This window comes from Streptomyces sp. NPDC006283, assembly GCF_040613325.1.
In the GTDB taxonomy this organism is placed as follows: Bacteria; Actinomycetota; Actinomycetes; order Streptomycetales; family Streptomycetaceae; genus Streptomyces.
Map to the genome: position 1 here is coordinate 1 of NZ_JBEXRZ010000238.1, position 10951 is coordinate 10951.

At 72.2% G+C, this 10951-nt stretch carries 9 protein-coding genes and 2 pseudogenes; 3 read left to right on the forward strand and 8 right to left on the reverse strand.

The window, feature by feature from the left end; translation table 11 throughout:
• From ABZ070_RS31535 to ABZ070_RS31570, 8 genes and pseudogenes are all read right to left on the reverse strand, one after another.
• Positions 1–98, reverse strand: a pseudogene (locus ABZ070_RS31535) (two-component system response regulator); the annotation flags it as partial.
• 72 nt (positions 99–170) lie between these two features.
• On the reverse strand, positions 171–557 hold the full coding sequence (locus ABZ070_RS31540; protein WP_356638817.1) for a VOC family protein: 387 nt from the start codon (positions 555–557) through the stop codon (positions 171–173).
• A 105-nt stretch (positions 558–662) separates the two neighbouring features.
• Entirely contained in the window at positions 663–1922 is a 1260-nt protein-coding gene (locus tag ABZ070_RS31545; RefSeq protein ID WP_356638819.1) for an ABC transporter substrate-binding protein, read from the reverse strand.
• Positions 1919–2929 (reverse strand): annotated as a pseudogene (locus tag ABZ070_RS31550) (branched-chain amino acid ABC transporter permease); the annotation flags it as partial. The gene ABZ070_RS31545 and the pseudogene ABZ070_RS31550, both read right to left, overlap by 4 nt.
• 502 nt (positions 2930–3431) lie before the next feature.
• Complete coding sequence (locus tag ABZ070_RS31555; protein WP_356638821.1) at positions 3432–4322, reverse strand: branched-chain amino acid ABC transporter permease; 891 nt, start codon at positions 4320–4322, stop codon at positions 3432–3434.
• Positions 4319–5119 (reverse strand): ABC transporter ATP-binding protein, encoded by an 801-nt coding sequence (locus ABZ070_RS31560; protein WP_356638823.1) that lies wholly within the window; start codon positions 5117–5119, stop codon positions 4319–4321. The genes ABZ070_RS31555 and ABZ070_RS31560 overlap by 4 nt, the downstream gene beginning before the upstream one ends.
• The gene (locus tag ABZ070_RS31565) at positions 5116–5919 is read right to left on the reverse strand and encodes an ABC transporter ATP-binding protein (protein ID WP_356638825.1); all 804 of its coding nucleotides are present in this window, start codon (positions 5917–5919) and stop codon (positions 5116–5118) included. Before ABZ070_RS31565 ends, ABZ070_RS31560 begins: the two co-directional genes overlap by 4 nt.
• A 768-nt stretch (positions 5920–6687) precedes the next feature.
• Entirely contained in the window at positions 6688–7845 is a 1158-nt protein-coding gene (locus tag ABZ070_RS31570; protein ID WP_356638833.1) for a glycerate kinase, read from the reverse strand.
• A gap of 149 nt (positions 7846–7994) precedes the next feature.
• Here ABZ070_RS31570 and ABZ070_RS31575 point away from each other — a divergent pair, with 149 nt between their 5' ends.
• From ABZ070_RS31575 to ABZ070_RS31585, 3 genes are all read left to right on the forward strand, one after another.
• Entirely contained in the window at positions 7995–8489 is a 495-nt protein-coding gene (locus tag ABZ070_RS31575; RefSeq protein WP_356638827.1) for an NUDIX hydrolase, read from the forward strand.
• A gap of 341 nt (positions 8490–8830) precedes the next feature.
• On the forward strand, positions 8831–10015 hold the full coding sequence (locus ABZ070_RS31580; protein WP_356638829.1) for a hypothetical protein: 1185 nt from the start codon (positions 8831–8833) through the stop codon (positions 10013–10015).
• Positions 10016–10100: 85 nt separating this feature from the next.
• Positions 10101–10826, forward strand: coding sequence for a Sir2 family NAD-dependent protein deacetylase (locus ABZ070_RS31585; RefSeq protein WP_356638831.1), 726 nt, complete (start codon positions 10101–10103; stop codon positions 10824–10826).
• Positions 10827–10951 lie beyond the last annotated feature (125 nt).

Genomic DNA, 10951 nt, shown 5'->3' on the forward strand with positions numbered 1-10951 from the left:
AGTGCGCCGTGGCGCATCGCCGCCTGGACGGTCGCCACGTCCCTCGCCGCCGTCACCATGATCAAGGGCCCCGGAGTACTCCGGGGCCCTCGGCGTTTGTGGTGCCGGGCCACGCCGTTCGCTCCGCGGGCCTGTCCTGGGCCACGCCTCGGGCTGCCTGCGAGGCCGCCTCACGGACGATGGCGCAAAGGGTGGTCCTCCGGTACTTCGACCACGGCGATACGCACGCCGTCCGGGTCCGCGATCCACATCTCGATCAGCCCCCACGGCTCCTTCCGCGGCGCTCGGAGCACCTCCACGCCCCGCTCCAGCAGTTCGTCGTGGGCGGCCTGCACGTCGGGGACCTGCAGCCACAGCCGCACAGCCGGTGAGGAGGGGGTGTCCGAGCGGCCGGAGAGTTCGAGGAACCCGCCGCCGAGGAAGTACACCGTTCCGCGCTCGTCGCCGGTCCCGAACTCGCGGTAGACCGCCAGCCCCAGCGCGTGGCCGTAGAAGTCGCGTGAGCGCTGCGGATCGGTCGGGCTCAGCAGCACCCTGCTGCCCAGTACATGCACCATGTGGCAGAGCGTAGCGGCCGCGGCACCGTGTGGGGCCGCAGGCCGGACCGGGAAGACACCCGCCCCCGGCGCAACGCGCCGGGGGCGGGTGGGCAGGTCCGGGCGTCAGCCGGCCGGCGGCTTGTAGGACTGTGCCGCCTCCGACGCCGCCGCAGGACGGACGACCTTCAGACCGCCCGGGACCGACTTGTCCGGCTTCATGATCAGGCTGTGGCGGGTCGACGGCGCCGCCGGGTCGGAGAAGTCGTGCGTGATGCCGAAGTCGCTCTTGTACGCGTTGAGGGTCAGCAGCGCCTTGTCGACGCCTTCCCGTGTCAGGTCCTTCTCCGCGCACGCCTTCTTCAGCGCCTCGCCGAACACGGTCGCCGCCGTGTACCCGGCGACCACACCGTTGTCGAGACCGTCCTTCGGGTACGCGGCGGCATACTCCTTGGCCAGCTTCGCCGGCCCGGCGTCGGGCGCCCCGATGGGCAGCGTGGAGGCGGCCACGTAGTAGTCCTTCGTCAGGGCCGGCCCCGCGGGAGTCGCCAGCAGCTGCGGCGCGAAGGCCGAGTTGTTGCCGACGACGGGCACGTCGAAGCCGCCGGCTGCCGCCACACCGACCAGGGACGCCGCCTGCCGGGGACCCGCGCTGATCAGGATCGCCTTGACGCCCGCCTTCTTCAAGGCCGCGACCTGCGCCGACATGTCGTTGTCCGTCGGCTTGATCTTCTGCTCGACGACCGTCAGGCCCGCCTTCTCGGCCGCGTAGGTGGAGCCGGCCAGCGCGTTCTCGCCGTAGTCGCCCTCGAAGTAGACGTGACCGATCTTGTCGCCCTTGGTGATGCGCTTCTCGGCGAGGAGGTAGTCGACGGCGTTGATCGTCTCGATGTCGTACGTCGCGCCGACGACGCGGACGTACGGGCTGCCCAGCAGGTTGGCCGACCAGGCCTGGGGCAGCACCAGCCCCTTGTCCTGGCCGTCGATGCGCTGCTTGACGGCGGCAACGAACGGCGAGCCGATGAACTGCGCGAAGCCCAGCACCTGCGGTTCCAGCTCGGTGTAGGCGGCGACGGCCTTCTGCGGGTCGTAGCCGTGGTCCCGTACGGTCATTTCGATCTGTCGGTCGCAGATGCCGCCCGCGGCGTTGGTCTGCTTCGCCCACAGCTGCTGGGCCTGTGTGACGCTCTTCCCGAGGGACGCGTACACGCCCGTCATGTCGGTCAGCACGCCCAGGGTGATCGTCTTGTCGGTGACACCCTCCCCGGTCTTCACTCCCCCGGCGCCCTTGGTGTCGCCGTCGCCGCTGGTCGCTTTGGAGCTGCAGCCGGCCGTCACCGTCAGTGCGAGGACGGCGAGGACCGCCGCGTAGGTTCTTGACTTCATTTCTTCTCCCGAAGGGACGGAGCGAGGCGGGTGAGACCGCCGGGCAGGAACAGGACGACCGCGACGACCGCCGCGCCGTACAGATAGCGGGAGGCCTCCGAGGGGGAGACGCCGCCGGTACCCGGTGCGGAGACCAGGGGCAGGGCGTCGCTCCAGCGGGTGAGGACCTGCGGCAGCAGCGAGACGAAAACCGCCCCGACGACCGCGCCCGCGACCGAGCCGAGACCGCCGATGACGATCATGGCGAGGAACTCGAGGGAAAGGATCATGCCGAAGTACTCCGGCACCGTGCGCTGGAAGACCAGGGCGAGCAGAACGCCCGCGAGACCCGCGTACATCGAGGAGAGCACGAAGACGGCGGCCCGGTAGCGGGCGACCGGCACGCCCATCACCCCGGCGGCGATCCGGTGGTCGCGCAGAGCGTTCATGGCACGGCCGGGGCGCCCGCGGAGCACCCCGCGCGCGAACAGCCCGCACAGGAGGAGGGCGACGAGCGCGGCGTACCACAGCTTCTCCATGGACTGGAAGGGGACGGCGGCGACGAGGAGTTCGCTGTCGTCGAAGTCCAGCCCGAAGAGGGAGAGCGGGGGTACGGCCCGGCCGTTGAAACCCCCCGTGAGGTCACGGGCGTTGAACAGCACATGCTGACCGACGAAGATCAGGGCGAGTGTGGCGATGCCGAGATACGCCCCGCGCAGCCGGCCGGCGATCGGGCTGAACAGGCCGCCCGCCAGCCCCGCCAGACACACGGCCAGCACGGCCGCCAGCCAGGTCGGCAGGCCGAGACCGACGAGCCGGTGGCCGCTCTCGAGGTCGTTGCCGCCCGCGAGGACGCAATATCCGTACGCGCCGACGGCAAGGAAGAAGGCGTGCCCCATGGAGAGCTGCCCCGTCGCGCCGGTGAGCAGGTTGATCCCGATGGCACCGATGGCCGCCGCCATGGCGAACAGGCCGGCCTGCAACCAGAAGCGGTCGAGGTAGAAGGGCAGCGCGAGCAGGAGAAGCGACAGCGCGGTCCAGGCGTACGCCCGCGGGCGGGGCCTGCGCCATACCGGCCGCGCGGCCGCCGGGGGCTTCGGCGGCTCGGCCGCCGGGGCCTCGAGGGCGGGTGATGCCGACGACTCCGCGGCCGGTGACGCCGACGACTCGGGGGCCGGTGGCGTTGACGGCTCGACGGCAGGCGACGACTCGGGCGCGGGTGACGCCGACGACTCGGCGGCCGGTGGCGCCGACGACTCCGCGGCGGGTGACGACGACGACTCGGGGGCGGTTGACGCCTCGGCGACGGGTGGCGCGGGTGGCGCCGACGCCTCGGGCGCGGGTGACGCCTCGGCGACGGGTGGCGCGGACGACTCGGGGGCGGGTGACGCCTCGGCGGCGGGTGACGCCGACGACTCCGCGGCCGGTGGCGCCGGCGGCTCCGGGGCCTTGCCGTCGGCCGGCCGGCCGGTGCGTGCGCCGGGTACGGGCGTGGGCTCGGCCTCCGACGCCGGGCCCGGGCGGTAGGTGTCAGACACGGGCGAGCTCCTTCGTTCCGAAGAGTCCGGCCGGCCTCGCCAGCAGCACGAGCAGCATCACCAGATACGGGGCGAGATCCCCGATCCCTCCGCCCAGGAAGGTCAGTTCGCTCTGGTAGCCCGTCGCGAACGACTCCGTCACCCCGACGATCAGGCCGCCTGCCAGTGCCCCCGTCGTCGAGTCCAGCCCGCCCAGGATCGCGGCGGGGAACGCCTTGAGGGCCGCGAGTGATGTGGCCCGCTCCAGACCTGGCGTAGGGAAGACCGTGAGGAAAAGCGCCGCGACCGCGGCGAGCGCGCCGGCGACCGCCCAGGCGGCCAGCGACACCCGGCCCAGGCGCACTCCCATCAGCGCGGCCGTCTGCGGGTTCTCGGCCGCCGCTCGCATGGCCACGCCCCACGAGGTGTAGCGGAACGCGAGCAGGAACGCCGTGATGAGCAGCGCCGCGGCGACGAACGCCGCGATCCGCGTCTGCGCGATCGTGATCTCGCCGAGGTTCACGACCCGGTCGCCCCACGGGTCGCCGAGCGCCAGCACGTCCGTGCCGATGAGACGCGTCAGTTCGGTGGTGAGGAGGATGTCGACGCCGATGGTGACGATGGCGAGCACGCTGTGGTCGGAGCCGCGGTAGCGACGCATGACCAGGAAGTCGACGGCCGAGCCGACCACCGCCGCGCCGGCGACGCCGACGGCGAGCGCCGGCCAGAAGCCGAGGTCGTCGTGGAGAACAGCGGTGATGTAGCCGCCCGCGAGGAGCAGCGAGGCATGGGCGAAGTTGACGACCTCGGTCGCCTTGAAGATGACGACGAACCCGAGAGCGATCAGGGCGTACACCGAGCCGATGGAGAGCCCGCCGAGCAGCAGTTCGGTGAAGGTGGTCATGGCGTGGCCTCCGTACCGAGGTAGGCCTGCACGACGGCCGGGTCGCTCTGCACCTGGGCGGGCGTACCGCCCGCGATACGGCGTCCGAAGTCGAGCACGGTCACGGCGTCCGCGAGCCGCATCACCACCCCCATGTCATGTTCTACGAGCACGATGGATATGCCGAGGCTGTCGCGTACACCCGCCACGACGGCGGCGGTCTGCCGGCGCTCGTCGGCGGTCATGCCCGCGACCGGCTCGTCGAGGAGCAGGATCCGCGGTTCCATGCAGAGGGCGCGAGCCAGCTCGACGAGCTTCTGTTTTCCGTAAGGGAGTTGACCGGCGGGCCGGTCCAGGTCGTCCACCAGCCCGACGAAATCGGCTATCTCCGCGACCCGTTCACGGTGCCTGCGCTCCTCGCGGACTGCCGACGGGAGCCGCAGTCCCGCCGCCACGAACCCGGCCCGAGTGAGCCGGTGCCGACCGAGGAGCAGGCTGTCGGCCACCGTGGCGTGGGGCGGCAGGGCAAGGTTCTGGAACGTGCGGGCGACACCGAGAGCCGCGACGCGGTGCGGCGGGAGGCCGGTGAGCTCGTCCTCGCCGAAACGGACGCTGCCCTCCGTCGCCCGGTAGACACCGGACAGCACGTTGAACGTGGTGGACTTGCCGGCGCCGTTCGGCCCGATGACGGCGTGGACACTGCCCGGCTCGACGGTGAACGACACGCCGTCGAGAGCGGTGAGCCCGGCGAAGCGGACGGTGGCTTCCTCAACGACGAGCGGTGCGCCGGTCGTGGCGGTGCTCGTGTGCGCGCTCATGCGGACCACCTCCGCAGGGAGGGCGCGACATGCTCCGCCCGTCCGGCGTCCTCTGCGGCGGTCTCGTCGACGACGCCGAGATAGCGGCGCCGGACCTCGTCGGAGGCGGCGAGCTCATCGGCCGGTCCCTCGAGCGCGACCTCGCCGACGTCCAGGACGTACGCGGTGGAGGCCAGGCGCAGCGCTATCGCCGCGTTCTGCTCGACGAGCAGGACGGATGTGCCCGCCGAGTTGATCTCCTGGACCGTCTCCGCGATCCGCGCCGCCATCAGCGGGGCCAGACCGAGGGACGGCTCGTCGAGGAGCAGCAGCCTGGGCCTCGCCATCAACGCCCGCCCCATGGCCAGCATCTGCTGCTCGCCACCGGACAGGAGGCCTGCCTTCTGATGGGCACGGTCGGCCAGTACGGGGAACAGGTCATGGACCCGGGCGAGCGCGGCGGCGGCCTCGCGCCGCCCACCCCGCACGCCGAGGGCGCCCGCCCGCAGATTGTCCGCCACCGTCATACGGGCGAAGACCTGCCGGCCCTCGGGAACCTGCACCACCCCGGCGGCGACGACGCGGGCAGGGCTGAGACCGTCCAGCGGGCGGCCCTCGAACCGGATGCTTCCGGCGGTCGCGTGCCCGCCCTGGAACGGCAGGGTGCGGGACACCGCCCTCAGCAGGGTGGACTTGCCGGCGCCGTTGCCGCCGAGCACGGCGACGACGGCACCGTCGGGTACCTCCACGGACACGTCCCGCAACGCCCGTACGGGCCCGTACCCCACGGACAGCGCCCGCACCTCCAGCGCGGCGGCCATACGCAACCCCTTGTCCGGCTCGCCTCCGATCGGCTCGCCTGTCGGAGCCCAACACCACCACCGGGCGGGATGCGGGGTCGATGCCTCTGACCCGAGGCGCTGCGCCTGACCAGCAGCGGGACGCACGGGTTGTGCGCGAGCACAACGTGGCGCGTATGCGGCGCCGGGGGCGTGGCGTCCCCGGGTGCCGCTGGTCCGGGATGGTGCGAGGGCGGGGCCCTGGCCGGGGTCGCGGCGTCCCCGGGTGCCGCTCGTCCGGGGTGACGGGGCCCTGGCCGGGGTCGCGGCCGCCCCGATGTGCCCCTGTGCCGGGTGGGCGCGGGGGCGGGGCCTCCGGAGGGGGGATCGCGGACTGCTTTCCCATACTTGCGCCACTCAAGACTCACGACGCCTTACGTCCGCTCACCCCCCTCCTACGACCCCGCCCCCTCCCGCCGGTGAAGGGGCCGCACGGCCGGTGGCCGGTCTCCACGGCCGGTGCGTGCTTTCCCGGACGGTGGGAGCGAAACGCCCAGCCGGGGCAGGGGGACGCCAGGGGCGTTCCGGGACGCAAGGCGGCGGCTGCCTGGGGGAGGCACGTACGGGAAAGCGGTCTCGGACACGCCCCCCGGACGTCGGGCAGGGCAGCCGGGCCAGTCAGCGCACCCGGCCCCACGTCGAACGCACGGGCCACGTCCGGCAGCGCACCCGGACGCTCAGACGGAACAACCGGGCCACGCCCGGACGTCGGACGAGACAACCGGGCCACCAAGGGCCCGGCCACGCCCGTCAGAGCAAGAAGTCGTGCGCGATCGACTCCGCGGCCCGTTCCAGCAGCGGACCGGCCTCCGCCATGCAGCGCTCCGGGTCCGGCTCCAGCGCCGTGAGGGCGTAGGCGCGACGGATGCCGGCGCGGCCGAGGGCCTCCGGGGGGAGCGTCAGGCGGCCGCAGACCGCTACAACCTCGATGTCGCGTGCGCGGGCCGCCGCCGCGACGCCCGCCGGGGCCTTGCCGTGCAGGGTCTGCTCGTCGAGGGAACCCTCGCCGGTGATGACGAGGGTGGCCCTCGACAGGGCCGGGGCGAAGCCCAGCACGTCGAGCATCACCTCGATGCCGGGCCGGAAGCTCGCGCCGAGCGCCACCAGCGCGCCGTAGCCGATGCCGCCTGCCGCGCCCGCGCCGGGCGAGTCCGCCTGCTCGGGGCCGAGAACGGACGCGTAGTGCGCGAGCGCCTCGTCGAGGGTGGCCACGTCCTGTGGGGTCGCGCCCTTCTGGGGGCCGTAGACGGCCGGGGCGCCCTTGGGACCGGTCAGCGGGTTGTCGACGTCGCTGGCGAGGACGAGGTCGACGTCCTTGAAGCGGGTGTCGAGCCCGGACAGGTCGGCGGTCGCGAGGTCGCGGAGGCCGGCGCCGCCGGGGGCGACCGGTTCGCCGGTCGCGTCGAGGAAGAGGGCGCCGAGCGCGGAGAGCATTCCGGCCCCGCCGTCGGTGGTCGCGCTGCCGCCGACACCGAAGACGATCGTGCGCGCGCCCGCGTCGAGCGCGGCACGCAGCAGCTCCCCGGAGCCGTACGTCGTGGCGGTCAGCGGCGCGAAGACACCCGCCGGCAGGTGCTGGAGGCCCGAGGCCTCGGCCATCTCGACGACGGCGGTGCCGTCACGGAGGGCGTACGCCGCGGTGAGGGACTCGCCGCGGGGCCCGGTGACCCGTACCTCACGGCGTTCGAATCCGGCCGCCACCGCCGCGGCGACGGTGCCGTCGCCGCCGTCGGCCACGGGCAGTGCCTCCACGGCCAGGCCGGGGACCACACGCCGCAGGCCGGCTGTCACCCGCTCCGCGACCTGCACGGCCGTGAGCGAGCCCTTGAACTTGTCAGCCGCGACGAGCACACGCGCGGGCTGAGTAACTGCTCCGTCCGTCACCTTGTATCCCTTGCTATCGAACAGGCAGTCGCGCCGCCCCGACCCTATCGGCACCCTCGGAGGGCATGCCACCCCGGCATCACCCAAGATTCCGTACCAAAGGTGGTTGTTTAGCACAGTCGCTGGCCCGCGGGCGCTCACCGCCTCGCGCGCCGCACACTACGCTGCGTGCCGTGACGTCCTCGGACTATGCCTCTTACATCGCCTCCCTCCCCCGCATCCTCGCCGGCGCGGCCGCCCTGGTGCGCGACGGCGAGGGCCGGGTGCTCCTGGTCGAGCCCAACTACCGCAAGGGGTGGGCGCTTCCGGGCGGCACGATCGAGTCGGATCAAGGCGAGACGCCGCGGCAGGCGGCCCGGCGGGAGACGCTGGAGGAGATCGGCCTGGACATCGAGCTCGGCGCACTGCTCGTGGTCGACTGGGTGCCCGGCGAGGCCCGTCCCCCGATCGCCGCGTACGTGTACGACGGCGGGGTACTGACGGAGGACCGGTTCCAGCAGATCCGGCTGCAGGCGGAGGAGCTGGTGTCGTGGCGGCTGGTCGCGCGCGAGGGCCTGGGCGAGTATCTGCTCGGTTCGCTGGGCCGCCGGGTCGTGGCCGCTCTCGACGCGCTGTCGGCGGGGACGGGCGCGGTCGAGCTGGAGAACGGGCTGCCGCCCGCTCCCTGACCGGCCCCGGCGGGCACATTCCCGTCGAGGCCGGCCCCAGCGGCGACCGGCTGCCGGCCGACTACAATGGGATCAAGGCGTTCTCCCCCGATCTTCGGGGTCTTCGCCGTCGACGGCAGCCGGCCGGACGCTCCTTCAGCCGGACCTTTCACCCGCGCCACATCGCCCGCCGTCGCAGCCGCACCGTGACCGACGCGCCGGTGCGCAATCACCGTAGGATCCACGGCGCCTGACAGATCATCAATCAGCATGGGTATTGCCCTTATGGGCGTTCATGCCGAGCGGGTCGGTCGTGCACGTCCGCCGAGCACCATCCGGACTTCGAGGACACCGGAGGGATCATGCACAGGCACGCGCACTCGTTCGGTCTGCTGACGACTGCCGCCTTACTGGCCGCCGCCACGATCGGCACCCTCGCTCCGACGGCCGGCGCCGCGCCGCCGCGCCCCGGGCCGAGACCGCCCCTCACAGTCGACGGAGGGGCCTGGAAGTCCGGCCACCTCCAGGGCATGGCCCTGGACCGCCGCAAGGGCTTCATGTACTTCTCCTTCACGAACCTCCTGGTCAAGACGGATCTCCGTGGCCGGCCCGTCGGTTCGGTCACCGGATTCACCGGGCACCTCGGCGACCTGGACCTCAACACCGCCGACGGACGTGTCTACGGCTCGCTGGAGTACAAGTCGGAGAAGGCGTTCTACATCGCGATCATCGACGGCGACCGGATCGACCGGATGGACATGGACGCCGCCACCAGCGGCGTCTTCACCACCGTCCACCTGAAGGAAGTGGTGGACGACTACACGGCCGACATGAACGGCGACGGAGTCTTCGACGGCAACACGGGCAAGACGGCCGACCACCGGTACGGGTGCAGTGGCATCGACGGAGTCGCGTTCGGGCCGGCGTTCGGCAAGAAGGGCGGTCAGCAGACACTGACGGTTGCTTACGGGGTGTATGCCAACGCCACCCGGCAGGACAACGACCACCAGGTGCTGCTGCAGTACGACGTCCGCAAGTGGCGTGCGTACGAGCGGCCGTTGACCGAGTCGCAGCCGCACCGCAGCGGCCCGTCGTCGCCGGACGGCAAGTACTTCCTGTACACCGGGAACACCACCTACGGCGTGCAGAACCTGGAGTACGACGCGGACAGCGGCAACTGGATGATGGCCGCCTACAAGGGCACCAAGCCCGCCTTCCCCAATTACTCGTTCTTCGTGGTGAGCGGTGACCGCCGCCCCTCCTGGGGACCGGTCCGCGGACAGCAGCAGCCTGAGCGCGGCCGGCTGCTCTCGCTGCTGCCGCAGGGGCTGCATCACGAGCCGTCGGGGACGTACGGCTGGGAGGCGGCGGGACAGTACGGGCTCGTCTCGCTCGACGACGGGCGCTTCTACGTGGCGGAGACCGGCAAGGTCCAGGACGGTGACATCGTCAAGGAGATGGGCAGGGCGGTGCAGCACCGGTGGACGGGTGAGGCGCCGACCCCCTTCGCCAGGATCGGCCCTGTGGTTCCGCAGGCGCGACGGTGACCTTCGCCGGTGGCGGACCGTAGCACCGCGCAGCGGGGCGGAAACGGTTCGCCACCGGTCGTACCGGCTGCGTACGCTCGAAGGCATGACTCTCGTCGCGATCCTCAGTGGCGCAGGTATATCCACCGATTCCGGAATTCCTGATTATCGCGGTCCGAACGGACTCTGGCGGCGAGATCCCGAAGCCGAGAAGCTCGTCACGTACGACTTCTACATGGCAGACCCGGACATCCGGCGGCGCTCGTGGCTGATGCGGCGCAAGAGCGCGACATGGAGTGCGGAGCCGAACGCCGCGCACCGGGCGGTGGCCGCGCTCGACCGGCGTCCGGGCGTCGCCGTCCGGGTCATCACCCAGAACGTCGACGGGCTCCATCAGCTCGGCGGCATGCCCGATCGCAAGGTCCTCGAACTGCACGGCACCGCGCGGACGGTGGCCTGCACCCGCTGCCATGCCCGCTCCCCCATGGCGGAAGCGCTGGCACGGGTGGAGGCCGGCGAGGACGACCCGGCGTGCACCGCGTGCGGCGGCATCCTGAAGTCGGCGACGGTCATGTTCGGTGAGCGGCTGGACCCGGTCGTGCTGGGGCAGGCGATGGCGATCTCCAAGGCGTGCGAGGTGTTCGTCGCCGTGGGCACGACGCTGCGCGTGCAGCCCGCGGCCTCGCTGGCCGGTGTCGCGGCCGAGCACGGCGCGCGGCTGATCGTGGTGAACGCCGAGCCGACGCCGTACGACGAACTCGCCGACGAGGTCGTGCGCGAGCCGATCGGGACGGCGCTGCCACCGCTCCTGGAACGGCTCGCCAACGCGTAGGCTCTTTCGATCGGACCAGGCCCGGCTCGCGGGCCCTGGCACTCCCCCACAGCCTTCGGCGTGAGCGGGACCCCCACGCCGCGTTGTCGTCGGTCGGCATGGCTCCGCCATGCCTCCTCCCCCTA

Coding starts and splice junctions, on each gene's coding strand:
- ABZ070_RS31565 (WP_356638825.1), bottom strand. CDS start 5,919: ATGGCCGCCGCGCTGGAGGTGCGGGCGCTGTCCGTGGGGTACGGGCCC.
- ABZ070_RS31540 (WP_356638817.1), bottom strand. CDS start 557: ATGGTGCATGTACTGGGCAGCAGGGTGCTGCTGAGCCCGACCGATCCG.
- ABZ070_RS31545 (WP_356638819.1), bottom strand. CDS start 1,922: ATGAAGTCAAGAACCTACGCGGCGGTCCTCGCCGTCCTCGCACTGACG.
- ABZ070_RS31560 (WP_356638823.1), bottom strand. CDS start 5,119: ATGAGCGCGCACACGAGCACCGCCACGACCGGCGCACCGCTCGTCGTT.
- ABZ070_RS31585 (WP_356638831.1), top strand. CDS start 10,101: ATGACTCTCGTCGCGATCCTCAGTGGCGCAGGTATATCCACCGATTCC.
- ABZ070_RS31555 (WP_356638821.1), bottom strand. CDS start 4,322: ATGACCACCTTCACCGAACTGCTGCTCGGCGGGCTCTCCATCGGCTCG.
- ABZ070_RS31580 (WP_356638829.1), top strand. CDS start 8,831: ATGCACAGGCACGCGCACTCGTTCGGTCTGCTGACGACTGCCGCCTTA.